Annotated in this window: 18 protein-coding genes; 9 read left to right on the plus strand and 9 right to left on the minus strand. The window is 75.3% G+C overall.

From position 1 onward, the window contains the following. The first annotated feature begins 17 nt into the window (after positions 1–17). Together H1D33_RS02200 and H1D33_RS02205 are read left to right on the plus strand one after the other, a co-directional pair. Positions 18–788 carry a type 1 glutamine amidotransferase gene (locus H1D33_RS02200; RefSeq protein WP_181569650.1) on the plus strand — a complete coding sequence of 257 codons (771 nt, stop codon included), beginning with the start codon at positions 18–20 and terminating at the stop codon, positions 786–788. 1 nt (position 789) lies between these two features. Continuing rightward, on the plus strand, positions 790–3,813 hold the full coding sequence (locus H1D33_RS02205) for a bifunctional [glutamine synthetase] adenylyltransferase/[glutamine synthetase]-adenylyl-L-tyrosine phosphorylase (protein WP_181569649.1): 3,024 nt from the start codon (positions 790–792) through the stop codon (positions 3,811–3,813). Between the two features lie 64 nt (positions 3,814–3,877). On the opposite strand, the gene H1D33_RS02210 is transcribed toward H1D33_RS02205, so the two are convergent. After that, positions 3,878–5,638: a hypothetical protein gene (locus H1D33_RS02210; protein WP_181569648.1), complete on the minus strand. Its 1,761-nt coding sequence runs from the start codon at positions 5,636–5,638 to the stop codon at positions 3,878–3,880. Between the two features lie 45 nt (positions 5,639–5,683). Here H1D33_RS02210 and mptB (H1D33_RS02215) point away from each other — a divergent pair, with 45 nt between their 5' ends. After that, a complete protein-coding gene (mptB, locus tag H1D33_RS02215) occupies positions 5,684–7,087 on the plus strand; it encodes a polyprenol phosphomannose-dependent alpha 1,6 mannosyltransferase MptB (protein WP_181572944.1) in 1,404 nt (467 codons plus the stop codon). 12 nt (positions 7,088–7,099) lie between these two features. Then, a complete protein-coding gene (gene mptB, locus H1D33_RS02220; RefSeq protein WP_181569647.1) occupies positions 7,100–8,605 on the plus strand; it encodes a polyprenol phosphomannose-dependent alpha 1,6 mannosyltransferase MptB in 1,506 nt (501 codons plus the stop codon). 9 nt (positions 8,606–8,614) lie between these two features. Here mptB (H1D33_RS02220) and glnA read toward each other — a convergent pair whose 3' ends face one another. Continuing rightward, positions 8,615–10,039, minus strand: coding sequence for a type I glutamate--ammonia ligase (gene glnA, locus H1D33_RS02225; protein ID WP_181569646.1), 1,425 nt, complete (start codon positions 10,037–10,039; stop codon positions 8,615–8,617). A gap of 130 nt (positions 10,040–10,169) precedes the next feature. Here glnA and H1D33_RS02230 point away from each other — a divergent pair, with 130 nt between their 5' ends. Beyond that, a complete protein-coding gene (locus tag H1D33_RS02230; protein ID WP_414685478.1) occupies positions 10,170–10,634 on the plus strand; it encodes an RDD family protein in 465 nt (154 codons plus the stop codon). Positions 10,635–10,701: 67 nt separating this feature from the next. Here the strand turns inward: H1D33_RS02230 and H1D33_RS02235 are convergent, their stop codons facing one another. Beyond that, positions 10,702–11,391, minus strand: a complete 690-nt coding sequence (locus H1D33_RS02235; RefSeq protein WP_181569645.1) for a DUF4191 domain-containing protein — start codon at positions 11,389–11,391, stop codon at positions 10,702–10,704. 217 nt (positions 11,392–11,608) lie between these two features. Between H1D33_RS02235 and H1D33_RS02240 the strand changes: the two genes are divergently transcribed. Together H1D33_RS02240 and H1D33_RS02245 are read left to right on the plus strand one after the other, a co-directional pair. Continuing rightward, a complete protein-coding gene (locus H1D33_RS02240; protein ID WP_181569644.1) occupies positions 11,609–11,779 on the plus strand; it encodes a hypothetical protein in 171 nt (56 codons plus the stop codon). Between the two features lie 158 nt (positions 11,780–11,937). Beyond that, positions 11,938–14,898: a helix-turn-helix transcriptional regulator gene (locus tag H1D33_RS02245; protein WP_246411738.1), complete on the plus strand. Its 2,961-nt coding sequence runs from the start codon at positions 11,938–11,940 to the stop codon at positions 14,896–14,898. On the opposite strand, the gene H1D33_RS02250 is transcribed toward H1D33_RS02245, so the two are convergent. Together H1D33_RS02250 and lipA are read right to left on the minus strand one after the other, a co-directional pair. Then, on the minus strand, positions 14,880–16,511 hold the full coding sequence (locus tag H1D33_RS02250) for a DUF423 domain-containing protein (RefSeq protein WP_181569642.1): 1,632 nt from the start codon (positions 16,509–16,511) through the stop codon (positions 14,880–14,882). The two genes, H1D33_RS02245 and H1D33_RS02250, sit on opposite strands and share 19 nt — an antisense overlap. 60 nt (positions 16,512–16,571) lie before the next feature. Then, positions 16,572–17,618: a lipoyl synthase gene (gene lipA / locus H1D33_RS02255; RefSeq protein WP_181569641.1), complete on the minus strand. Its 1,047-nt coding sequence runs from the start codon at positions 17,616–17,618 to the stop codon at positions 16,572–16,574. Positions 17,619–17,973: 355 nt separating this feature from the next. Between lipA and aspS the strand changes: the two genes are divergently transcribed. Further along, positions 17,974–19,260, plus strand: a complete 1,287-nt coding sequence (gene aspS / locus H1D33_RS02260; RefSeq protein ID WP_181569640.1) for an aspartate--tRNA(Asn) ligase — start codon at positions 17,974–17,976, stop codon at positions 19,258–19,260. Positions 19,261–19,678: 418 nt separating this feature from the next. Here aspS and H1D33_RS02265 read toward each other — a convergent pair whose 3' ends face one another. Genes H1D33_RS02265 through H1D33_RS02275 form a run of 3 tightly spaced genes read right to left on the minus strand, consistent with a single transcriptional unit; the run spans position 19,679 to position 22,629 of the window. Beyond that, positions 19,679–20,071: a VOC family protein gene (locus H1D33_RS02265; protein ID WP_181569639.1), complete on the minus strand. Its 393-nt coding sequence runs from the start codon at positions 20,069–20,071 to the stop codon at positions 19,679–19,681. 4 nt (positions 20,072–20,075) lie between these two features. Further along, entirely contained in the window at positions 20,076–20,717 is a 642-nt protein-coding gene (gene lipB / locus H1D33_RS02270; protein ID WP_181569638.1) for a lipoyl(octanoyl) transferase LipB, read from the minus strand. Positions 20,718–20,769: 52 nt separating this feature from the next. Continuing rightward, positions 20,770–22,629: a DUF2079 domain-containing protein gene (locus H1D33_RS02275; protein WP_246411737.1), complete on the minus strand. Its 1,860-nt coding sequence runs from the start codon at positions 22,627–22,629 to the stop codon at positions 20,770–20,772. 80 nt (positions 22,630–22,709) lie between these two features. On the opposite strand from H1D33_RS02275, the gene H1D33_RS02280 reads away from it, so the two are divergent. Then, positions 22,710–23,939 carry an extracellular catalytic domain type 1 short-chain-length polyhydroxyalkanoate depolymerase gene (locus tag H1D33_RS02280; RefSeq protein WP_181569636.1) on the plus strand — a complete coding sequence of 410 codons (1,230 nt, stop codon included), beginning with the start codon at positions 22,710–22,712 and terminating at the stop codon, positions 23,937–23,939. Between the two features lie 74 nt (positions 23,940–24,013). Here the strand turns inward: H1D33_RS02280 and H1D33_RS02285 are convergent, their stop codons facing one another. Then, the gene (locus H1D33_RS02285) at positions 24,014–24,913 is read right to left on the minus strand and encodes a TIGR01777 family oxidoreductase (RefSeq protein ID WP_181569635.1); all 900 of its coding nucleotides are present in this window, start codon (positions 24,911–24,913) and stop codon (positions 24,014–24,016) included. Positions 24,914–24,993 lie beyond the last annotated feature (80 nt).

Consider the following 24,993-nt stretch of genomic DNA (forward strand, 5'->3'; position numbering starts at 1 on the left):
CGGCTAGCCTCGACGTCGTGGCGACCGCGCTGGTGATCGAGAACGACCCGACCGACGACCTCCGCCGCCTGGGGGAGTGGCTCACCGAAGGGGGCCTGGAACTGCGCGTCCTGCGCCCGCACGCGGGCGACGCGCTCCCCGCCGACCTGACCGGGTACGCCGCACTGGTGGTGCTCGGCGGCGACCAGCAGGCCTACCCGCTGGCCGACGACAGCCCCGGCGCGCCCTGGTTCCCGGCGCTGGAGGGGCTGCTGCGCAAGGCGGTCCGGCACCGGGTGCCCACGCTGGCGATCTGCCTGGGCGCGCAACTGCTCGCCACCGCGCACGCCGGTCGGGTCGAGCGCAGCCCGTCCGGGCCGGAGGTCGGGCCCACCGTGGTGGGCCGGCGCGACGCCGCCGAGACCGACCCGCTGTTCCGCTATGTGCCGCTGATGCCCGACGTGCTCCAGTGGCACGCCGACGAGATCACCGAACTGCCGCACGGCGCGACGCTGCTCGCCGCGTCCACCCGCTACCCGCACCAGGCGTTCCGCCTCGGCGACCGGGCCTGGGGGCTGCAGTTCCACATCGAGTGCGACACCGCGATGATCGCCGAGTGGTCCCGCGACTCGGCCACGCTGGCCGACCTGGGCTACGACCCGGAGCTGGTGGTGGCCGCCTGCGACCGGGCGATGGCGGACGTCGAGGAGGCGTGGCAACCGTTCGCGATCCGGTTCGCCGCGCTCGCGCTCGGCGAACTCGGCGACGACGACAGCCCGCGCCGCACCCTGCCGCTGCTCGGGGCGTGAGGTGACCCGGCCGGCTCGCGGGCGCCTCGCCCGCTACGGCTTCGCCGAGGGCGACGGCGCCACCCGCGCCGCCGACCTGCTCGGCCCGGACGGGCTCGGCCTGTGGCGCCCGGAGACGCAGGAACCGGCCGACGACCGGGCCGCGGAGCTGCTCACCGCGCTGTCCCGGGCCGCCGACCCGGACCTGGCGCTGCGCCAACTGCACCGGCTGGTCGAGTCGGAGCGCCGCACCGGGGACGAGGTGGCGATCCGCGACGCGCTGGCCACCGATCCGGGGCTGCGTCGCCGGCTGGTCGCGGTGCTCGGCGCCTCCTCGGCGCTCGGCGACCACCTGGTCGCCAACGCCGGGCAGTGGGCGGTGCTGGCCACCGAGCCGGACGGGCTCGCCCCGACCGCCGACGGCCGGCTTGACCTGGCCGCCGCCGCCAAGCTGACCGCCGTCACCGGCGCGGTCCCGCTGCTGCGGCAGGCGTACCGCTTGGCGCTGCTGCGGATCGCGGCGGCCGACCTGACCGGCGGGCGCGGCCTGGAGCAGACCATGGCCGCGCTCTCCGGGCTGGCCGACGCGACGCTGGCCGCCGCCTACGACATCGCCGTCGACGAGCTGCCCGAGGGCACCGCCGCGCCCCGGCTGGCGGTGGTGGCGATGGGCAAGTGCGGGGGCGGCGAACTCAACTACGTCTCCGACGTCGACGTCATCTTCGTCGCCGCCGGCGACGACGACCTGACCGCCGCCACCCAGGTCGCCGCCCGGCTGATCGGGATCTGCGGGCTGGTCGCCTGGCCGGTCGACGCCGCGCTGCGCCCGGAGGGCAACCGGGGTCCGCTGGTCCGCACGCTCGCCAGCCACCTGGCCTACTACAAGCGCTGGGCCCGCACCTGGGAGTTCCAGGCGCTGCTCAAGGCCCGGCCGGCGGCCGGCGACCTGGAGCTGGCCCGGGAGTGGGTCGAGGCGCTCGCCCCGCTGGTGTGGACCGCCGCCGAGCGGCCGGAGGCGGTCTCCGACGTCCGGTCCATGCGCCGCAAGATCCTCGACAATGTGCCGCCGAAGGAGCTGGAACGCGAGATCAAGCGCGGCCCGGGCGGGCTGCGCGACATCGAGTTCGCCGTCCAACTCCTCCAGCTCGTGCACGGCCGCGGCGACGAGTCGCTGCGCGTACCCGGCACCATCCCGGCCCTGCGCGCCCTGGTCGCCGGCGGCTACGTCGGGCGCGCCGACGGCGAGGCGCTGCTGCGCGGCTACCGCTTCCTGCGCGCCGTCGAGCACCGGCTCCAGCTCCAGGGCCTGCGCCGCACCCACACCGTGCCGACCGAGCCGGCCGCGCTGCGCTGGCTCGCCGCCGCGCTCGGCTACGCGGCCACCCCCGGCCGCAGCGCCGTCGAGGAGTTCCGCGCCGAGTGGGTCATCCACGCCGCCGAGGTACGCCGGCTGCACGCCAAACTGCTCTACCGGCCGCTGCTGGAGTCGGTCGCCCGGGTGCCGGCCGAAGGGCTGCGGCTCACGCCCGAGGCGGCCCGGCACCGGCTGGAGGTGCTCGGCTTCGCCGACCCGGCCGGGGCGCTGCGGCACCTGCAGGCGCTCACCGGCGGCGTCAGCCGCACCGCCGCGATCCAGCGCACGTTGCTGCCGGTGCTGCTGGACGAGTTCGCCGACGCGCCCGAGCCGGACCGGGGGCTGCTCAACTACCGGCAGGTCTCCGACAAGCTCGGCAGCACCCCGTGGTACCTGCGCCTGCTGCGCGACTCCGGCCCGGTGGCCCGCCGGCTGGCCCGGGTGCTCTCCTCCTCCCGGTACGCCGCCGACCTGCTCGCCCGCGAGCCGGAGGCGCTGCGGCTGCTGGCCGAGGACAGCGAACTGACCCCCCGCCCCCGGGAGACGCTCGTCGAGGGCTTCGCCGCCGCCGCGGCCCGGCACGACGACCCGGTCGAGGCGACCCGGGCGGTCCGCGCGCTGCGCCGCCGCGAGCTGGTCCGGATCGCCGCCGCCGACGTGCTCAGCCGGGCCGGGTCGCTCGCCCCGCTCACCGCGCGCCCGGTCGGCGGCGGGGAACGCCGGCCCACCGTGGTGGACGTGACCGCGGTCGGCGCCGCGCTGTCCCACGTCACCGACGCCACCCTGGCCGCCGCGCTGCGCGCCGCCCGGGCCGCCCAGCCCGGCCCGCCGGGGCTGCGCTTCGCGGTGATCGGCATGGGCCGCCTCGGCGGGTACGAGTCCAACTACCTCTCCGACGCCGACGTGCTGTTCGTCTACGACCCGCCGGCCGGGGTGGAGGAGAGCACGGCCAGCGCCGCCGCGCACGCGATCGCCGAGGAACTGCGCCGGCTGCTCTCCGCGCCCGCCCCCGACCCGCCGCTCGGCGTCGACGCCGACCTGCGCCCGGAGGGCCGGCAGGGCCCGCTGGTGCGCAGCCTCGCCGCGTACGCGCAGTACTACGCGCGCTGGTCGCGGGTGTGGGAGGCGCAGGCGCTGCTGCGCGCCCGGTTCGTCTGCGGTGACGCCGAGCTGGGCGCCGAGTTCGAGGCGATGATCGAGCCGGTGCGCTACCCGGCCGGCGGGCTGACCCGCGAGCAGGTGGTGGAGATCCGGCGGATCAAGGCGCGGGTGGAGACCGAGCGGCTGCCCCGGGGCGCCGACCCGGCCACCCACACCAAGCTGGGCCGGGGCGGCCTGGCCGACGTCGAGTGGGCGGTGCAGTTGCTCCAGCTCCGGCACGCCGGCGAGCTGCCCGCGCTGCGCGGCACCCGTACCCTCGACGCGCTGGCGGCGGCCCGCGACGCCGGCCTGCTCGACGGCGCGGAGGCGGCCGAGCTGGCCGCCGGCTGGACGCTCGCCGCCCAGGTCCGCGACGCGTTGATGCTGGTGCGGGGCCGGGCCGGCGACCAGTTGCCCCGGCACGGGGTGGAGCTGGCCGGGGTGGTGCGCCTGCTCGGCCGCGAGGACCCGGGCGAGTTCCTCGACGAGTACCTGCGCACCGGCCGTCACTCCCGCACCGTGGTCCAGCACATCCTCGAAGCCCCCCTGTAAGGCGGGGCCCCCGGTTAACGCATCCGGTATAGCAGGGGCCCCCGCTTAACACCGCCGCCGGCGGTCAACTGGTGAGGGTGTAGGTGCCGGGGCGGGGGACCGTCACGGTGAGCCAGTCGCCGTCGGGAGCGAGCGTCGCCCCGCCGGTGACGGTGAGCCAGCGGTCGTGGCGGACCCGGACCGGGACCGGACCGGCGGCGGGGGCGCGGAACGTGACCGAGGCGCCGTCCTGCCGGACCAGCTCGGCGGGCGCGCCGACCAGCGGGGTGGGGTCGGTGACCGCGTACAGCCGCCAGTGCCGGTCCGACCAGACCTCGGTCAGGTACGGCTGGCCGGCGGTCACCAGCTCCGCCTCCGGCCGCCCGACCCAGGACAGCTCGACGTCCGGTACGGCGACGTACTGCACCGCGTTGTCGGCCAGCCAGGCCCGGTAGCTGTCGGCGGTCAGCGGGACGCCGGTGCCGGAGGCGCCCGGCACGGTGGTGAAGAACAGCGGATTGCGGTCGATGTCGGCCTGCCGCAGCCAGCCCCGGGCCAGCGGCACCTCGCCGAGGCGGGCGGCCTCCCAGTAGTTGCGGGTCGGCGGCACCTCCACCCGCCCGGTGAGCCCGCGCCGGGCCAGCTCCGCGCGCAGCGGCGCGAAGTACGCCGGGTCGGCCGTCGGATCCCCGGCGCTGCGCAGGTCGGCGCCGACCACCGGCGGCTGCCACCAGCAGACCACCGCCAGCAGCGCGGCCAACCCGACCGCCCCGGCGCCGCGTGGCAGGCCGCGCCCGAGAGGTGTACGGCCGGCGAGCGCGCGGGGGAGCGTCGCGGCGGCGGCCAGCACCGGCAGCGCGAACATCACCACCAGGCGGGTGGCGTTCAACCCGACCGGGGTGGGCAGCAGCGCCGCCGCCAGCACCCCGGCCGCGGAGAGCAGCGCGCCCACCCGCACCGGCCGGTACGTCACCAGCGCCGCCACCAGCAGGCTGGTCACCACGGCGTGCACCGTGTCGGCCCGGCTGATGTTCATCCAGCCGCCCTCGCCGAACAGCAGCCCGGTCACCGCGAGCGGCGCGGCGGCCGGCACGGCGAGCAGCAGGCCGTCGGACCACCGGCGGGTGAGCAGCAGCGCGACGCCGGCGAGCCCGACGAACAGCCCGGCCACCGGACTGGTCGCCGAGGCGAACAGCGCGGCCACGCCGACGGCCCCGGCGCGCAGCAGGCCAAGCCAGCGGGCCGCTTCGGCGGGTGCCGGACCGGCCCAGCGGGCCGCTTCGGCGGGTGTCGGACCGGTCGAGTCGGCCGCTTCGGCGGGCCGCGAGCCGGGCGACGGACCGGTCGAGTCGGCCGCTTCGGCGGGGCGCGAGCCGGGCGACGGACCGGTCGGATGGGCGGTCCGGGACCGCGTCGAGGCGGTGGGCAGGGTGAGGGCGAGCAGCGCGGCCAGGCCGAACGCGACGCCGAGGGCGTAGGTGACCCGGCCGGAGACCAGGTTGCCGGCGATCGTGGCCACCCCGACCAGGCTGCCCAGCAGTGGGCGCGGCACCCGCGTCCGCACCAGCAGGGCCGCGAACGCGGTGGCCGAGGCGAGCAGCGCGAGCGCGCCGGTGGGGCGGACCCCGAGCAGCGCCATCAGCGGCGGGGAGACCAGGCTGTAGCCCCACGGGTGCACCCCGCCGTACCAGCGCAGGTCGACCGGGGCGGAACCGTGCGCGGCGAAGAACCCGGCGCGGGCGACCTGGGCGGAGAGGTCCGAGCCGGTGGCCGGCAGGATCAGGTAGAGCGTGGCGAGGACGAGCGCGGACACGGCGGACACCGCGACCACCCGAGGACCGCGCATGCCCACCTCCTGATCGCGAACCACCGTACTGGCAGCATGGTGAACGTGTCTCACCACCTCTCGCGCTGGGTCGGCCTGGCCGGCTCGGCGCTGCTCGCCGTGGCCGCGTACCTCGGTGGCGCGCTGCCCGACGGTGACCTGCGCCCCACCCCGGTCAGTATCTGGCAGGGCCGGAACGGGCCGCTGACCATCGCCCTGTGGCTGGCCGGCACCGGGCTGCTGGCCTGGGCGTGGTGGTCGCTCCGCGACCGGGTGCCGTCGACCCGCTGGGCGCTCGTCACGATCGGGCTCTGGCTGCTGCCGATGCTCGTCGCCCCGCCGCTGGGCAGCCGGGACGTGTACGCGTACGCGTGCCAGGGTGCCAGCTTCTCGGCCGGGATCAACCCGTACGAGCAGGGCGTGTCGGCGCTGCCGTGCCCGTGGCTGGACACCATCTCGTACATCTGGCGGGACACCCCGGCGCCGTACGGGCCGCTGTTCGTGCTGCTCGCCGGCGCGGTGGTGAAGGCCACCGGGTCGCTGTGGGGCGCGGTCGCGCTGTTCCGGGTGCTCGCCCTGGCCGGGGTGGCGCTGACCGCGTGGGCGCTGCCGGTGCTGGCCCGCCGCTGCGGCGTCCCGCCGCGACGGGCGCTCTGGCTGGCGCTGGCCAGCCCGCTGGTCCCGGTGCACCTGGCCTCCGGCGCGCACAACGACGCGATGATGGTCGGCCTGCTCGTCGCCGGGCTGGCGGTGGTGGCGGCCCGACCTGGCCGGCGTGGTCCGCTGCTCGCCGGCGGGCTGCTGCTCGGCCTGGCCGCCGGCGTCAAGGTCACCGCGCTGGTGGTGGTGCCGTTCGCGGCGCTGGCCGCGGTCGTCGGGCCGTACCGGATCCGGACGCTGGTCCGCGACGGCGGGTGGGTGATCGGCGGCGCGCTGGCGGCGCTGACCGGCGTGACGCTCGTCGCCGGCCTCGGCCTCGGCTTCATCAGCGGGCTGGAGCAGGGCGGCCTGGTGGTGGCCTGGACCTCGCCGCCGACCGCGGTCGGGCAGACCGTGGGCTACCTGCTGGCGCCGTTCGGGGTGCACGTCGACGCGTTGCCGGCGACCCGGGCGATCGGCATGGTGGTGCTGGTCGCGCTGCTGGTCTGGCTCTGGTTCCGGGCGTGGCGGCGGGGCGAGCCGTTCTGGCACGCGGCGCTGGCGCTGGTCGCCACCGTCGGGCTCTCGCCGCTGTTCCACCCCTGGTACTGGCTGTGGCCGCTGGCCGTGCTGGCCGCCGTCGCGCGCCGGACCGGCTGGTTCTCGGTGGTCACCCTGGTGTCGGCGTTCCTGGTGCTGGCGGACGGGACCGGCCTGCCGCGCTTCACCAAGATGCCCGGCGCGCCGTTGATGACGCTGTTCGTGATCGTGCTGGTGGTGTGGTTGGTACGGTCGGCTCGGAAGGAGCGGCAGCCGGTTCCGGTGGAGTGAGGGAGGGCGTCGGTGAGCGAGTCCGACGCGCCGGTCCAGCCGGTCGCCGCCGCGCCCGCCCGGTACGCCGGTCTCGCCGGGGCGCTCCTGCTCACCGCTGCCGGCTGGCTGGGCGGGGCACTGCCCGATGCCCCGCCGCGCGCCACGCTCACCGCGCTGTGGCAGGCCCCGCACGGGCCGGTGACGCTCGGCTGCTGGCTGGTCGGGACCGTGCTGCTGGTCGGCGCCTGGTGGTCGCTGCGCTGGGGCGCCCCGTCCGGCCGGTGGGCCTGTCTGACCGCCGGGCTCTGGTCGCTGCCGCTGCTGGCCGCGCCGCCGCTGGGCAGCCGGGACGTCTACTCGTACGTCTGCCAGGGCTGGACCTGGACGCAGGGGGTCAGCCCGTACCGGGTGGGGGTCGCGGCGGCCGGCTGCCCGTGGGCCGGGTCGGTGTCGCCGATCTGGCGGGACACCCCGGCGCCGTACGGGCCGTTCTTCGTCCTGCTGGCCGGGCTGGCGGTGCTCGCCGGCGGTGGCCTGGTCGGGGCGGTCGTGCTGCTCCGGCTGGTCGCGGTGGCCGGGGTGCTGCTGGCCGCGCTCTGCCTGCCCGGCCTGGCCCGGGCCGCCGGGGTGCCCACCCGCCGGGCGGCCTGGCTGGTGCTGGCGTGCCCGCTGGTCGGGGTGCACCTGGTGGCCGGCGCGCACAACGACGCGCTCGCGCTCGGGCTGGTCCTGTTCGGGCTGCTGGTGCTGGTCCGCCGGCCGGGCAAACCGCGCGCGCTGGTGGTGGCCGGCATGCTGCTGGGACTGGCGGTCGCGGTGAAGGCGATCGCCGTGGTGGTGCTGCCGTTCGCGGCGCTCGCCGCCGTGCTCGGCCGCTACACCTGGCGGGCGCTGCTGCGCGACGGGGGCCGGCTGGCCGGCGTGGTGCTCGGCACGCTGCTGGTCCTCTCGCTCGCCACCGGCCTCGGGCTGGGTTGGGTGGACGGGCTCGGCCGCAGCGGCGACTCGCAGCAGTGGACCTCGCCGCCGACCGCTGTCGGTTTCGTCGTCGACTACGGCGGCGAGCTGGTCGGCCGGCACCCGCACGCGGTGCCGGTGACCCGGGTGGTCGGGCTGGTGCTGCTGGCCGGGCTGCTGGTGGCGCTCTGGTGGTGGGCGTGGTCGACGCTGCGCTCGTTGAACGACGCCCGGCAGCGGGTGGCCCGGCTGACCGTGGCCCGCCCCCGGGTGGCGCTGCTCGGCGCCGGGCTGGCGCTGGCCGCGACCGTGCTGCTCGCCCCGGTCTTCCACCCCTGGTACGCGATCTGGCCGCTGGCCCTGCTCGCGGTGGCGGTGGTGTCGCCGGCCCGGGCGGTCTGGTTCGTGGCGCCCTGCGCGGTCGCGTCGGTGCTGACGGTGCCGGACGGCACGAACCTGGCCCGGTTCACCAAGGCACCCGGCGCGGTGCTGATGACCGTGCTGGTGGTCGTGGTCGTGGTGCGCGCGGTACGGGCCGGGCCGGCCCCGCGGTGGCGGAGCCGGCCCGGCCGGTGCTGACGAGCGTGCTCAGCAGTCGAAGTACATCGCGAACTCGTGCGGGGTCGGGCGCAGGCGCACCGGGTCGACCTCGTTGGACCGCTTCCAGTCGACCCAGGTGGAGATGAGATCCGGCGTGAACACGCCGCCGTCGAGCAGGTAGTCGTGGTCGGCCTCGAGCGAGTCGAGCACGGCCGGCAGCGAGCCGGGGACCTGCTTGACGTCGCCCCACTCCTCCGGCGGGAGGTCGTAGAGGTCCTTGTCGATCGGCGCCGGCGGCTCGATCTTGCTCTTGATGCCGTCCAGGCCGGCCATCATCATCGCCGAGAAGGCGAGGTAGACGTTTGCCGACGGGTCCGGGACCCGGAACTCGACGCGCTTGGCCTTGGGGTTGCTGCCGGTGACCGGGATGCGGGTGCACGCGGAGCGGTTGCGCTGGGAGTAGACCAGGTTGACCGGCGCCTCGAAGCCCGGCACGAGCCGCCGGTACGAGTTGACGGTGGGGTTGGTGAAGGCGAGCAGCGACGGCGCGTGGTGCAGCAGGCCGCCGATGTACCAGCGGGCGGTGTCGGACAGGCCGGCGTAGCCGGTCTCGTCGTAGAACAGCGGCTCGCCGTTCAGCCACAGGCTCTGGTGGGTGTGCATGCCGGAGCCGTTGTCGCCGAACAGCGGCTTGGGCATGAACGTGGCGGTCTTGCCGTTGGCCCACGCCTCGTTCTTCACGATGTACTTGAAGAGCTGGAGCTGGTCACCGGCGTGCAGCAGGGTGGAGAACTTGTAGTTGATCTCCGACTGGCCGGCGGTGCCCACCTCGTGGTGCGAGCGCTCCACGGTGAAGCCGGTGTCGACCAGCCGCCGCACGATCGAGTCGCGCAGGTCGGCGTAGTGGTCGACCGGGGGCACCGGGAAGTAGCCGCCCTTGTAGGCGGTCTTGTAGCCCCGGTTGCCGCCCTCCTCCTCGCGGCCGGTGTTCCAGGCGCCCTCGATCGAGTCGATGTAGTAGAACGACTGGTGCGCCGACGTCTCGTGGCGGATCGAGTCGAAGATGTAGAACTCCGCCTCGGCGCCGAAGTAGGCGGTGTCGGCGATGCCGCTGGCGGCGAGGTAGGCCTCCGCCTTCTTGGCCACGTTGCGCGGGTCCCGGGAGTAGGCCTCGCGGGTGAACGGGTCGTGGATGAAGAAGTTGATGGCGACGGTCTTCTGCTTGCGGAACGGGTCGACGAAGGCGGTGGCCACGTCCGGCAGCAGCAGCATGTCCGACTCGTGGATGGCCTGGAAACCGCGGATCGACGAGCCGTCGAACGCGAGGCCGTCGGTGAAGACGCTGTCGTCGAAGGACTCGACCGGCAGGTTGAAGTGCTGCATCACGCCGGGCAGGTCACAGAAACGTACGTCGACGAACTTCACGTCCTCGTTCTTGAGGTAACGCAGGAGTTCCTCGGGATTGGCGAACACACGTCCTCCTGGCAGGTCCACTCCGGTCGCTGGCTGGTGGCGACGCTATGGCCGGGCGGTTGCCCGGCCGTGTCTCCTCTGTTTCCGCCGTGTTACGTCGCTAGCGGAGCGTCATCGCCCGTACCTTCTGATGGCGATCGCCGTCATTGTCGGATTTTCCGGTGGGTGCCGAGGCGGCGCTACCCTGGCCGCTGTGACCGATACCGCCGCCGCACCGGTGCCACCCGCCGCCGACCCCGCCTTCACACCCCCCGGCCTCGGCCGCCGCTTCGGCGCGCTGGTCATCGACTGGGTGCTCTGCCTGATGGTCGCCCGGTCCTTCGCCGACCCGGTCCGCGACGGCTGGCCCCCGGTCCTGGTGCTGATCCTCGAATACGGCTTCTTCCTCGGCCTCTTCGCCCAGACCCCCGGCATGTACCTGACCAGGCTGCGCTGCGTGGCCTGGGCCGACGGCGGCCGGATCGGGCTGGCCCGGGGGCTGCTGCGCGGGCTCCTGCTGGCGCTCGTCGTCCCGGCCCTGATCATGGACGAGCACCGGCGCGGCCTGCACGACCGGCTCACCGGCGCGGTCGTCACCGACGCCCCCCGTCGCTGAACCACCCCGACGACGAAGGAGCCGGCCCCCGTGGGGGACCGGCTCCTCTCTCCGCGTACGTCGGGACTCAGCGACCCCGGGTCTGGCGGAACGCGCCCCGCGCCGGCCGCATGTTCTTCGGCACCGCGCCCTTGGGCATCTGCGGCCGGGCGGTGAGCGCCTTGAGCCGCTTGTCGAGGGCGTTGACGTCCTTCGGGGACAGGGTGCGCGGCAGCCGCATCACGGTCATCCGCAGCTTGCGGACCGGCAGCTCGCCCTCGCCGGAACCGATCACGTAGTCGTGCAGCGGGGCCGAGCCGATCACCTTGGCCAGCCGGCGCTTCTCCTGGCCGAGCAGGCCCCGCACGCGCTGCGGGTTCCCCTCCGCCAGCAGGATCACGCCGGGGCGGCCCAGCACCAGGTGGATCATGTCCATCTGGGTGGTCGAGCTGACCGCCGGGGTGACCCGCCAGTCGCCGCGCATGCTCTCCATGATCTGCGCCGCCGCGCCGGGCTGCCCCTCGGCGGCGTTCATCATCGCCTTGTTGGACCGCAGGTTGAGCACGATCAGCAGGGCCAGCAGCGCGAGCAGGATGCCGATCGGCAGCCAGATCCAGCCCCAGGCGAGCACCGCGACCACGGTGAGCGCGAGCGGGATCAGCACCGCCGCCGCGGCCAGCGGCGCGAACCACTTGTCCTGCTTGGCGGTGAACTTGAACACCATCCCGATCTGCTTCAGCCGCTGGCCGAACGAGACCTTCTCCTGGGGCTTTGCCATGTCGCAGAGTCTAGTGGTCGGCGCTCGCCCCGTTGATCCGTGGCCACCCGTTCCGCCGAGGGCTGAGTACCTTACGGCCGCGCCGGCCCGCCCGACCGCCGGGTAAGGAGGTGGCGCGGGGTGAAGATCAGGCGGCGTACCCATGCGCCGGGCCCCCCTTCGCGCGGAGAGTCGACCTCGACAGCGAACACCACACCGCACGACAGGGAGATCCGAGATGTTCGGCAACGACGCAGAGTTCCTGCTCAGCATCCACCGCAGCCACGCCTCCGAGCTGCAGGCCGACGCGGCCCACGACCGGCTCGCCCGGTCGCTGTCCCGCCGGCACGCGCACGGCTGGCTGGGCCGCCGCAAGCACACCGCCCGCACCACCGACGCCCGCCGGTGACCGCCCCACCGGTCACCGGCCCGGCGCTCGCCGGACCGGTCGGTGCCGGCACGGCAGTCGCCGACCCGGAGCCGGTCGCGGCGATCGGTACCGGTCCGGCCGTCACGGGGGCGGCCGGACCGGTCGGGCCGTCAGGGCGTCGTGGCATGCTCGACGGCGTGACCGCACGCGCCGCCAGCACCGTCCTCGTCGGGCGGCAGCCCGAGCTGGCCGCGCTGGGCGAGGCGCTGACCCGGGCCCGGGGCGGCGACCCCACCACGGTGCTGGTCGGCGGTGAGGCCGGCGTCGGCAAGACCCGCCTGCTGGAGGAGTTCGGCGGGCACGTCGCCGCGGCCGGGGCGCGGGTGCTGGTCGGCCAGTGCCTCGAACTGGGCGAGGCCGGCCTGCCGTTCGCCCCGTTCGCGGCCGCGCTGCGCGACGTGCTGCGGCACGACGGCCCGGCCGCCTTCGCCGGCTATGAGGCCGAGTTCGCCCGGCTGCTGCCCGAGCTGGCCCGGATGCCCGCCGTCGCCGCGCCGACCGGCCCGGCCCTCGCCGACACCCCGCGCGGCTACCTGTTCGACCTGGTCGCCGAGCTGTTCCGGCGGATCGCCGAGGAACGCCCGCTGGTGCTGGTGATCGAGGACCTGCACTGGGCCGACCGTTCCACCCGGGACCTGATCGGCTTCCTGGTGCGGGCCGCCCGCGCCACCCGCCTGCTGGTCGTCTGCACCTACCGCACCGACGAGCTGCACCGCGGCCATCCGCTGCGGCCCTTCCTCGCCGAGCTGGACCGGGTGCGCGGCGTCGACCGGGTCGAGCTGTCCCGGCTCGACCGCGACGGCACGGCCGCCGTCCTCGCCGACCTGCTCGGCGCCGAGCCGCCCGCCCGGGCCGTCGACGACGTGCACGAGCGCACCCAGGGCAACCCGTTCTTCATCGAGGAGCTGGCCGCCGCCGGCGACCCGGTCGGCTGCGCGGTGCTCCCGGAGACGCTGCGCGACCTGCTGCTCGCCCGGGTGGACCGGCTGCCCGAGCCGGCCCAGCGGGTGCTGCGGATCGCCGCCGCCGGCGGCACCCGCTTCTCCCACCAGCTCGTCGCCGAGGTGGCCGGGCTCCCCGAGGTCGAGCTGGAGGACGCGCTGCGCGCCGCCGTCGCCGGGCAACTCGTCGTCGCCGACCCCGACGGCGACTACGAGTTCCGGCACGCGCTGGTCCGCGAGGCGGTGCACGACGACCTGCTCCCCGGCGAGCACGCCCGGCTGCACGCCCGCTACGCCGCGGCGATCGAGGCGCAGCCGCACCTGGTCGCCGCCGGCCGCGCCCCGGCCGAGATCGCCCACCACTGGTACGCGGCGCACGACCACCCCCGCGCCCTCACCGCCGCCCGGTCGGCGGCCGCCGCGGCGGCGGACGGCTGCGCGTACGCCGAGCAGAGCCGGCTGCTGGAGCGCGTCCTCGAACTGTGGGAGCTGGTGCCCGACGCCGCCGACCGCCTCGGCATGGACCACCTGCGGGTGCTGGAGGAGACGCTCACCGCGGCGGTCACCGCCGGCGACCTGGGCCGGGCGCTCACCCTCACCCGGGCCGCGCTGGCCGAGGTCGACCCGGCCGCCGAACCGCTGCGCGCCGCCGCTCTGCTCGACCACCGGGGCCGGCTGCTCGCCCTGCTCGGCAAGAGCGACGGCGCGGTCGAGCTGCGCGAGGCGCACCGGCTGGCGGCCGGCGCGCCCGCAGGCGCGCAACGGTTCGGCGTGCTGGCCGACATCGCGGCGCACCTGATGAAGGTCGACCCCGCCGAGGCCGCCTCGGTGGCCGCCCAGGCGATGGCCGGCGCGTCCGAGATCGGCACCGACCTGGTGCTGCTGCCCACCCGGATCGCCCTGCTGCACCGCATCGACGACACCCCCGACCTCGGGCTGGCCGAGCTGCGCCGGGTGCAGGCGCGGGCCCGGGCCGCCGGCGACTCGTGGGCCCTGGTCAGCGCGCTGGTCTTCCTCTCCGACGTGCTCTACGAGCTGGGCCGCTACGCCGAGTCGGAGGAGGCCGCCGCGGCCGGGGTGAGCGAGGCGCGCCAGGCCGGGATCAGCCGCTCGATCGGCGCCTACCTGCTGTCCAACCGGGCCGAGGCGCTGATCGCGCTGGGCCGGTGGGACGAGGCCGACGCGACCTGCGCCGAGGCGGCCCGGATCGACCCGCCGGGCGTCTCCGGGCTGCACTGGCTCCAGCTACGCGCCGGGCTGCGGCTGGCCCGCGGGCATCCCCACGCCGACGAACTCGTCGGGCGGGCGCTGGCGTTCCTGGCCCGGCCCTACCTCTGGCCGAACCACCGGCTTCCGCTGCACGAGCTGCGCGTCGAGGCCGCGCTGGCCGCCGACGACAAGCTGGAGGCGGTACGCGCGGCCCGCGCCGCCCTGGCCGACCCGCACCTGGCCGATCTGCCCCGCGAGGGCTGGCCGGTGCTCGGCGCGGCGGCCCGGGCCGCGGTGCTGGCCGACGACCCGGCGCTGGCCGCCGAGGTGTCCACGGTGGCCGCCGTGCTGCCGACCCGCCACCCGGCCGAGCGGGCGCACGCCGCCCAGGTCGCCGCGCTCCTGCACGACCTCGGTCCCGCCGACCCGGCCCTCGGCCGCGGTCCGGCGGTCGAGGGGCGGCCGGCGCCGGGCGGGGCGGTGGACGCGTGGCGGGCCGCGGTGGCGGCGTGGCGCGCGGCCGGGCCGCCGCACCCGCTGGGGCGGGCGCTGCTCGGGCTGGCCGAGGTGGCCGCCGCCGCCGGCGAGCGGGACGAGGTGGCCGCCGCGGTCCGGGAGACGGTCGAGCTGGCCGCCCGGCTGGGCGCCGCCCCGCTGGGCGAGCAGGCCGCCACCCTCGCCCGGCGGGTCGGCCTGCGCGGCACCGGGCGACCCGGGCCGGACCTGCTGACCGGTCGGGAACGGGAGGTGCTGCGACTGGTCGCCGAGGGGCACAGCAACAGCCGGATCGCCGAACGGCTCTTCATCTCCCCGAAGACGGCGAGCGTGCACGTCTCCCGGATCATCGCCAAGCTGGACGTGACCAACCGGGTGGAGGCCGCCGCGCTGGCCCACCGCCTGGGCCTGCTCGACGCGCCGCCCGCACCGGCTCAGCGGCGGGTCAGGTAGATCCGCCAGCCGGGGATCATGATGACGCGCAGGGCACCCGGGCCGGGGCCGAGCTGCCGGTCCAGCCGCGCGGCGAGCGGTGAGCCGTCCGGGGCCACCCAGGCCGCGTCCGGGTCCGCGGCCACCGCCCGCCGATACGCCGGCAGCCGGTCGAAGCCGGGGCGCAGGTCGTCGTCGACCACCGCGCACACGGTCTCCTCGGCGCTGGCGAACGCGATCCGGTTGCACGTCCAGTAACCGCCCCGGGCGTGCCAGACACCGAGGTCGCCGAGCGTGTCGACGAGCATCCGGTGCCGGTCGGCCTCGGCGTGCGCGGCCGGCGCCGCCCGGATCACCTCCACCGTGGCGCTCGCCTGGGTGCCGAGCATCCCGGCGAGCACCGCGACCGCCCCGACCCCGGCCACCACGCTCCGGGACGGGCCGGGCACGCCCCGCCCACCGAGCCGGGCGAGCAGCGGGCGGGCGGCCCGCCACAGCGGCCAGAGCAGGGCCGGGACGGCCACCGCCAGGCAGGACAGGTAACGGCCGCTCTCCAGCGGGGTGCGGCCGGCCGCGCTGCTCGACGCGTACGCCGCCAGCACCGCCGCCGCGCCGCCGAGCAGCGCCAACCGCACCCCCGCCGACACCCGCCGCCCGGCCGACGACGGCGGGACGGGGCGGCGCAGGGCACGCCACGCGGTGAGCGCGGCGAGCACCAGCAGGACGAGGAGGACCGGCGCCCACCAGAGCTGCCAGGGGGCGCAGCGGCCCGGCGAGCAGAAGCCCATCGCCAGCGGCGGGCCCACGACCAGCCCGCCGTGCCACCGCTCGACCCAGCCCGCCCCCGTGCCGGAGCCGCCGGCGGCCAGCACCGCGCTGAGCGGGTCGCGCCCGTGCCGCAAGGTGTCCAGCACCATCGGGGCCACGCCGAGCAGCAGCGCGCCGCCGAGCACCGCCCCGGCCCGGCCGGCGAGTTCCCGGCGTCGCCACGCCACCAGCAGCGCGCCGAGCGTCAGCACGTACGGCAGGATCAGCGGGTCGACCCAGAGCAGCACCCCGGCGACCAGCCCCCAGGCCGCCCAGCGGGGCAGCCGCGCGCCCGGCCCGCTGCCGCACAGCGCGACCGTGAGCAGTGCCAGCGCCGCCCCGGCCGGGTTCAGCTCGGGATAGCCGCCGCCGGCGATGAGCTGGTTCTTCACCACCCGGTCCGAGCCGAGCGCGAGCACGGCGACGACCAGCAGGGCGTACCAGCGGTCACCGCCGAGCCGGCGGGTGAGCCGCCAGGACAGCAGCAGGAACAGCGCGTACAGGAGCAGGGTCGGCAGCCGCAGCACGAGCACGGACGGGCCGGAGAGCGCGACCAGCGGCGCGGCCAGGTACGCCTCCAGCGTCCCCATGTAGGCCTGGCCGTAGAACCAGACCGGGAAGTCGTCGCCCCGGGCGATGTGCAGGGCGGCCAGCCCCATGGTCGCCTCGTCGCTGTTGCTGGGCGGCGCGTCGGCGAGCAACAGCGCCAACCGGTAGCCGACCCCGGCGAAACCGACCAGCAGGGCGAGCAGCGTGGGCAGCCGGGGACGCCGGGTGGTGCGCGGGCGGTCGGCCTCGCGCGGCTCCTGGCGTACCCCGGCGGTCATGCCTGGGATCATGGCATCCGGCCGGGGGCCGGCGGTGGGCGGCGCGGTCGGACGCCGGCCTCAGCCGGTGACGGCGACCTGCTCGCGGGCGGCGAGCGCCTGCTGGTAGAGGCGGCCGGCGCGGTAGGACGAGCGGACCAGCGGACCGCTCATCACGCCGGCGAAGCCGATCTCCTCGGCCTCCTCGCGCAGCTCGACGAACTCCTCGGGCTTGACCCAGCGGGTGACCGGGTGGTGCCGGGGGGTGGGGCGCAGGTACTGCGTGATGGTGATCAGCTCGCAGCCGGCCTCGTGCAGGTCGCGCAGCGCCTGGGAGACCTCGGCGCGCTCCTCGCCCATGCCGAGGATGAGGTTGCTCTTGGTGACCAGGCCGTCGGCGCGGGCCTGGCGGATCACGTCGAGCGACCGCTCGTAGCGGAAGGCCGGGCGGATCCGCTTGAAGATGCGCGGCACGGTCTCCACGTTGTGCGCCAGCACCTCGGGACGCGACCCGAAGACCTCGGCGAGCTGCTCGGGCACCGCGTTGAAGTCGGGGATCAGCAGCTCGACGCCGCAGCCGGACTGCAGGGCGTGGATCTGCCGGACCGTCTCGGCGTAGAGCCAGGCGCCGCCGTCGGGCAGGTCGTCGCGGGCCACCCCGGTGATGGTGGCGTAGCGCAGGCCCATCGCGGCGACCGACTCGGCGACCCGGCGCGGCTCGTCGGCGTCGAACTCGGCCGGCTTGCCGGTGTCGATCTGGCAGAAGTCGCAGCGCCGGGTGCACTGGTCGCCGCCGATGAGGAAGGTGGCCTCGCGGTCCTCCCAGCACTCGTAGATGTTGGGGCAGCCGGCCTCCTGGCACACCGTGTGCAGACCTTCGCGCGAGACGAGCCCGCGCAGCTCGGTGTACTCCGGGCCCATCTTGGCCTTGACCTTGATCCACGGTGGCTTGCGCTCGATCGGTGTCTCGGCGTTGCGCGCTTCGATCCGCAGCATGCGCCGCCCCTCCGGGGCGACCGTCGCGGTGCGCGCGGGCTGCTCAGTCGTCGGCGCGGTTTGCTCGATCGTCACGAAATCGAGCCTACGCCGGTCGGCGGCGGTCGATGAACGTCGGGCGACGGCCGTCACCCCGGAAACCTTGTGACACCGGACACGAGCCGCCAAAAATCCTCGTCACAATCTCCCGGTCGGGGTGCTAGCGTGCCGGCAGAGCTGCGACGGAGCCGAGTAGCGGACCGACCCGCCAGCCCAGAGAGCCGCCGAAGTGCTGCGAGGCGGTCTGGCGCCGGGCCCGCGAAGACCCTCCCGAGCTGCGGGAAGAACGGCGTGCGCGCCCAGTAGAACCCGCCCGGCTGGCCCCGGTGAAAAGGCGACGAACGAGGCCTCCGCTTCGGCGGGGGCGAAGGTGTGGTGGCACCGCGAGGATCCCGCTCGCCCACACCTCCCGGGGATCGCGTTGCGATTGATCGAGGAGGTAACCGCCGTGCAACGCATCCTGTCCTCCCAGCTCACCGCCCATGTCGGCGCGACCGTCCGGCTCGCCGGCTGGGTCCACCGCCGCCGGCTGCTCAAGTCGGTGGCCTTCCTGGTCCTTCGGGACGCCGCCGGGCTCGCCCAGGTGGTGGTCGCCGCGCCCGACGTGCGCGCGCAGGTCGAGGCGCTCACCGAGGAGACCGTCGTCGAGGTCGTCGGCACCGTGGTCGCGAACCCCACCGCGCCCGCCGGGGTCGAGGTCGTCGAGCCGACGGTACGACCGCTCGGCCCGCCCGCCGTGCCGCCCCCGTTCGACCTGTACCGGCCGGCGCTCACCGCGAGCCTGCCCACCCAGCTCGACCACGCGTCGACCGCGCTGCGCCACCCGACCCGTTCCGCCGCGCTGCGGATCTCGGCGGCGGCGGTGGCCGGCTTCCGGGCCACGCTCGACCGGCAGCGGTTCGTCGAGGTGCACACCCCGAAGGTGGTCGGCTCGTCGACCGAGAGCGGGGCGAACGTGTTCGCGCTGGACTGGTTCGGCCGGCCCGCCTACCTGGCGCAGTCGCCGCAGTTCTACAAGCAGCTCATGGTCGGCGTCTTCGAGCGGGTGTACGAGGTGGGGCCGGTGTTCCGCGCCGAGCCGCACGACACCGTCCGGCACCTGGCCCAGTACACCTCGCTCGACGTGGAGCTGGGATTCGTGACCGACCACCGGGACGTGATGGCGGTGCTCCGGGAGACCCTGGCCGGGATGTTCGCCGGCGTGGCCGAGCGGGCCGGTGGCGCGCTCGACACGCTGGGCGTGACGCTGCCCGCGGTGCCCGCCGAGATCCCGGCGGTGCACTTCACCGAGGCGCTGAAGATCGCCGGGGCGCCGGCCGACGAACCGGACCTGGCGCCGGCGCACGAGCGGGCGCTGGGGGAGTGGGCCCGGGCCGAGCACGGCAGCGACTTCCTGTTCGTCACCGGGTACCCGATGGCGAAGCGACCCTTCTACACCCACCCGGACCCGGCCCGCCCGACCCACTCGAACGGCTTCGACCTGCTGTTCCGGGGGATGGAGCTGGTCACCGGCGGGCAGCGGCTGCACCGGCACGCCGACTACCTGGCCGCGCTGGCGGCGCGCGGCGAGCCGGTGGAGCCGTACGCCGGGTATGTGGACGCGTTCCGGCACGGCATGCCGCCGCACGGCGGTTTCGCGATCGGCCTGGAGCGGTTCGTGGCCCGGTTGACCGGTGCGGCGAACGTCCGGGAGGTGACCGCCTTCCCGCGCGACCTGCACCGCCTCACGCCGTGAACCCGGCCGCCCGCCCGGCTGCCCGGCGGGCGCCGCCGCCGCCGTGCGAGCACGGCGCTCCGCCGGGCGGGCCCGGGTGACCGGAATCCTTACCGAGGGTGACGGGAGGCGCTTGTTCGCCGGTCGTGACGGTGGGTAGCGGTCTCGGTGGTCGTCCGGAGCGTGCCGCCTCCGGCGCGACGCGCTGACCAGCCGGTTCGCGGGAGGCTCGTCTCGGCGGGTAAGAGGTGCCGGCCGCCTTTGCTCTGCAGCCACGGGCGCACCGGTCGACTCCGGGTGAGCGCTGCGTATGAGGCTGCAGAGCAAAGGCGGCGGCGGGGTACGTGGGGCGGGCGACGGGAGCCTCACCCTCCGTGAGCACGGGGGTGGCCTCTGCCGGACGGCGGGGGCGCGCGTCGGGGTGCCGGGGAGCGGGCGGTCAGGCCGGACCGAGCAGGTCCCACAGGTTGCCGGCGATGTCCCGGAAGACCGCGACCCGCCCGTACGGCTCGGTGCGGGCCGGGCGGACGAACTCCACACCCGCGGCGACCATCCGGCGGTGCGTGGCCTCGAAGTCGTCGACCCGGAGGAAGAAGCCGACCCGGCCGCGCGTCTGGTCACCGACCGCCCCGGCCTGGTGCTCCCCGTCCGCCCGGGCCAGCAGCAGTCCGGTGCCCCCGCCCGGCGGGCGCACCACCACCCAGCGCTTCGGCCGGCCGTCGTTCGTCAGCGACGGCGAGTCCTCGGTCAACTCGAAGCCGAGCACCTCGGTGAAGAACGCGACGGCCGGGTCGTACTCGGTGACGACGACGGTGACGAGGTCGAGCCGCACCCCGTCAGACCCGGGTCAGGGTGGGCAGGTGCCGCTCGACCACCGGCAGCACGTCGGCGACCGTGACCGGCCGGCCCAGCTCGGCGGTGAGCGAGGTGACCCCGGCGTCGCGGATGCCGCACGGCACGATCCGGTCGAAGAAGCCCAGGTCGCAGTCGCAGTTGACGGAGAAGCCGTGCAGCGTGACACCCTGGGCCACCCGGATGCCGATGGCGGCCACCTTCCGCGCCGGGCCCCGGTCGTCCGCCGGCACCCAGACGCCGCTGCGGCCCTCGACCCGGCCGGCGGCCAGCCCGAACTCGGCGCAGACGTCGATCAGCAACTGCTCGGTGCGCCGGACGTACGCCACCACGTCGACCGGGTCGGGCAGGCGGAGGATCGGGTAGCCGACCAACTGCCCCGGACCGTGCCAGGTGATCTTGCCGCCGCGGTCCACGTCCACCACCGGCGTGCCGTCCACCGGCCGGTCCCACGGCTCGGTCCGCTTGCCGGCGGTGTAGACGCTGGGGTGCTCCAGGAGCAGCACCGTGTCGGCCTGCTCGCCGGCCACCACGGCCTCGTGCAGCCGGCGCTGCTCGTCCCAGGCGGCCTGGTAGTCGAGCCGGCCGGCGCGGACGGCGGTCGGTCCGGAAGTCGTCACGCTCACCCGCCCAGCGTAGTCCCGCCGGCCGGGCCAGCGACCGGTGACGCTCGTCGCGTCACGCCGGGGGCACCCGCCACAGCCAGACGTCCTCGACCCGCTCGGGCGGGCCGAGCAGGGCGGTGGCGGTCCGGCGCAACGCCTCCTCGTCGACGTCGTACTTGGCGCCGTGCACCCGGTCGGCCAGCACCACCACCCGCACCCCCCAGTAGCGCAGGTCGGCCCGGGACTCCCGGATGCTGCCCTCGGTGACGATCGGCACCAGCCCGGTGCTGCCGGCCTGGTCCATCAGGCTGTCAAAGGTGCGCGGCACCGGGCCGATCCGGCCCCGGCCGTCCGGCCCGCCCGGACCGAGGAAGAAGCCGGCCGGGATGCGGAACTCACCCTGCCGGTGGGCCAGCGCGTACGCCTGCCAGCGCTGCCCGTCCGGGTAGACGTCGACGGTCAGCGGCAGCGGGGTGAGCACCCCGTCGGGCGGGACGTAGCGCTTCCAGGCCCCGCCGGTGACGAACGCCGGGATCGGCTCGCGGACGCTGGTGAGCAGCGGGGTGGGCAGCAGCGGCAGCAGCGCGGCGGCGAAGCCGACCAGCCAGGCCGCCCCGGCCACCCGCCGCCGGGGCGGCCGGGCGCGCAGCGCGTCGATCGCGTACGCCAGCAGCAGGCCGATCACCGGCGCGACGACGAGCGCCAGCCGCGACGGCAGGGCCGCGTTGACCACCGGCAGGTTGTCCAGCACGCCGAACGGCAGCAACTGGTCGGTGCGCCGCCCGTTCCACTTGGCGGTCGGCCCCCAGGAGAGCACCGCGAAGACCACCGCGGTCACGCCGAGCGCGAGCAGTGTGGCCCGGAACGCCCGGTCGGCGCGTCGCCACAGCAGGGCGAAGCAGGCGACCGCGAGCAGCAGCAGCGGGATGCCGAAGAACGAGTTCTCCTCGGTCGGGTTGGGCGCCAGCGACGTGCCGAACCCGGCCCAGCCGGCGAGCGACCGGCGCGGATACGACCCGAACGCGGCGATGTCCTCGGAGTGGATCAGCGGGTCGAAGCCGGTGCCGTGGAACCGTTGCGGCCCGGCGAAGTGCAGCCAGAGCGGGTACGCCAGCAGCACGCCCGCGACCAGCGCGGTCACCGCGAGCCCGGCCAGCACGCGCGGCAGCACCTCGCGCACCTCCGCCCGCCGGGCCGGGTGCAGCGCCCAGACCAGCAGGAACGCCGCGAGCGCCAGCGCGGTGAAGAAGAGGCCCTCGGCGGCGATCGAGAACGCGACCGCCACCAGCAGGCCGAGCACGATCCCGCCGGTGACCGCGCGGCCGGGGCGGCGCAGCCGGAACACGCCCCAGATCAGCAGCGGCACCAGCCAGCCCGCGGTCCAGTTCAGGTGCGCGTTGGCGTGCGACACCATGGCCGGGCAGAAGGCGATGAACAGCGCGCCCACCCCGGCGGCCAGCCGGCTGGCGACCAGGTGCCGGCTGAGCAGCCAGTACCAGGCCACCGCGGTGGCGGCCAGGTTGAGCGTCAGGATCACCAGGAACGTCGCGGGTGGCCCGATCAGGTACGTCAGCGGCGCGAAGACCGCCGCGTACACGGTGATCGAGGTGTTGACCGCGAGGTTGACCCCGTCCGGGACGTTGATCAGGTGGGTGAAGAGCGGGTTCTCGCCGTGGGTGAGCGCGTGCCCGCCGAAGGCCAGCAGCCACTCGAAGAGCGCCTGGTCGCTGGAGTTGACGGTGATCGCGCGGGTGTTCGGGTCCCGCCACATCCCGCTGGTGACCCAGAGCGCCAGCGCCACCGCCGCGAGTGTCACCAGCAGGTCGGCGCGCCGGTCGCGGGTGACCGGGGACGGGGAGGACGGCACGCAGCGGACGTTACCAACCGGACCTGGGCACACCGCCCGGACGGTGAATGTGTGACTGACAGCCATTCCTGTCGATGAAACACGGACGTAACGTTCCGGCAACTCGGAGAGTGACCCAGTTCACATTCCATGATCGGGAGGTCCCCGTGTCCCGCTCCTCATCCCTCATCACCCGCCTCGCCGGGGCGGCGGCCGGGGTCGTACTGGCCGCGGCCGGCGTCCTGGTCGCCGCCCTGCCCGCGCAGGCCGCCTCGCTGACCCAGGTCACCGGCTTCGGCTCCAACCCCGGCAACCTGACCATGTACGCCTACCGCCCGGACGGCCTGCCCGGCAACGCGCCCGCCGTGGTGCTGCTGCACGGCTGCACCCAGAACGCCTCCACCTACTTCACCAACTCCGGCTGGCAGAAGTACGCCGACCAGTGGAAGTTCGCGCTGATCGTGCCGCAGCAGCCGTCCGGCAACAACGCCAACTCCTGCTTCAACTGGTTCGAGACCGGCGACACCGCACGCGGCCAGGGCGAGGCGCTGTCGATCAAGCAGATGGTCGACTACGCGAAGACGAACTACGGCACCGCCGCCGGCCGGGTCTACGTCAGCGGTCTCTCCGCCGGCGGCGCGATGAGTTCCGTCATGCTCGCCACCTACCCCGACGTGTTCGCCGCCGGCTCGGTGATCGCCGGCATCCCGTACCGCTGCGCCACCAGCACCACCACGGCGTTCAGCTGCATGAACCCGGGCGTGGACAAGACCCCGGCACAGTGGGGCGACCTGGTCCGCAACGCGTACGCCGGCTGGTCCGGCCCGCGCCCCCGGGTGGCCGTGTGGCACGGCACCAGCGACTACACGGTCAACGTGGCGAACGCGGCCGAGTCGCGGGACCAGTGGACCAACGTGCTCGGCGTCTCGCAGACCCCGACCAGCACCTCGTCGCTGCCGGGCGGCACCAGCCTGGAGGTCTACGGCAACGACCAGGTGCGCGTCTACCGGGTCTCCGGGATGGGCCACGGCACGCCCGTCGACCCGGGTTCGGCCGCCGACCAGTGCGGCACCGCCGGGGCGTACTTCCTGGACACCATCTGCTCGACGTACCGTGACGCGCTCTTCTTCGGCCTCGGAGGCGGCGGCGCCACGCCCAGCCCGACCCCGACGGCGACCGCGTCGCCGACCGCCTCGCCCACCCCGACCGCGTCGCCGACCGTCGCGCCGGTCTGCGTCACCGCCAGCAACTACGCGCACGTCGCGGCCGGCCGGGCCTACCAGTCCGGCGGGTACGCCTACGCGCTCGGCAGCGGCCAGCGGATGGGCCTCTACAACACGTTCTACACGACGTCGCTCAAGCAGACCGGCCCCGGCTACTGGGTCATCGGCTGCTGACCCGAGGTAAGGCGGGGCCCCCGCTTAACGCCTCCGGTAGAGGCGGGGGCCCCGCCTAACACCCACCAGCAGCCTCAGCCGGTGAGGGCGGCGTGCAGCGCGCCGGGCAGGTCCGGGTGGGTCCAGGTGAAGCCGGCCCGGCCGAGCACCCCGGGCAGCACCCGGGTGCTGGTCAGCGCCTCCTGCGCGAACCCGCCGAGCGCCACCTTCAACGCCAGCGCCGGGATCGGCATGATCGCCGGCCGGTGCAGTTGGCGGGCCAGCTCCCGGGTGAACTCGGCGTTCGTGACCGGCGCCGGACCGACCACGTTGACCGGGCCGGCCACGTCCTCGCGGGCCAGTAGGAACACCACCGCGTCCAGCCAGTCCCGCATCGAGATCCAGGGCAGCCACTGCCGGCCGTTGCCCAACTTGCCGCCGACCCCCAGCCGGAACGGCAGCAACTGCGGCTTGAGCAGGCCGCCGTCGCGGTGCAGCGGCAACCCGGTGCGCAGCCGCGCCACCCGGACGCCGGCGTCCTCGGCCGGCCGGGTCGCCGCCTCCCAGACCCGGCAGACGTCGGCGAGGAACCCCTCACCGGCCGGCGCGTCCTCCTCCACGGTCCGGTCCCCGGTGTTGCCGTACCAGCCGACCGCGGACGAGTTCAACAGCACCGCCGGCCGGTCCGCGGCGGGCAGGCCCGCGATCGTGATGGCGAGCGTGGTCGTGCTGTCCACCCGGCTGGTCCGGATCAGCTTCCGGTAGTCGTCGTCCCAGCGCTTGTCACCCACCCCGGCGCCGGCCAGGTTCACCACCGCGTCGGCGTCCGCGACCACCTGCGGGTCGAGCTGCGCGGCGGCCGGATTCCACTGCCGCTCGTCCGGGGTACGCGGTGGGCGGCGGACCAGGCGGGTGACCTGGTGCCCATCGGCGGTGAGCCGGTCGACCAGTCGGGTGCCGAGGAAGCCGGACACGCCGGCCATGAGGATCCGCATGCTCCCATCTTCGAGTACGGGGCCGGATTCGGATGCGTGGAGCGAAATCACTCACTCGTCACGCCCGCCGGTTCGGACGC

The sequence above is a fragment of the Micromonospora ferruginea genome, from assembly GCF_013694245.2.
GTDB classification, from domain to species: Bacteria; Actinomycetota; Actinomycetes; order Mycobacteriales; family Micromonosporaceae; genus Micromonospora; species Micromonospora robiginosa.

Coding starts and splice junctions, on each gene's coding strand:
- H1D33_RS02275 (WP_246411737.1), bottom strand. CDS start 22,629: ATGGCTGTCAGTCACACATTCACCGTCCGGGCGGTGTGCCCAGGTCCG.
- H1D33_RS02230 (WP_414685478.1), top strand. CDS start 10,170: ATGGCGATCGCCGTCATTGTCGGATTTTCCGGTGGGTGCCGAGGCGGC.
- H1D33_RS02285 (WP_181569635.1), bottom strand. CDS start 24,913: ATGCGGATCCTCATGGCCGGCGTGTCCGGCTTCCTCGGCACCCGACTG.
- H1D33_RS02250 (WP_181569642.1), bottom strand. CDS start 16,511: ATGACCGCCGGGGTACGCCAGGAGCCGCGCGAGGCCGACCGCCCGCGC.
- H1D33_RS02210 (WP_181569648.1), bottom strand. CDS start 5,638: ATGCGCGGTCCTCGGGTGGTCGCGGTGTCCGCCGTGTCCGCGCTCGTC.
- H1D33_RS02235 (WP_181569645.1), bottom strand. CDS start 11,391: ATGGCAAAGCCCCAGGAGAAGGTCTCGTTCGGCCAGCGGCTGAAGCAG.
- H1D33_RS02240 (WP_181569644.1), top strand. CDS start 11,609: ATGTTCGGCAACGACGCAGAGTTCCTGCTCAGCATCCACCGCAGCCAC.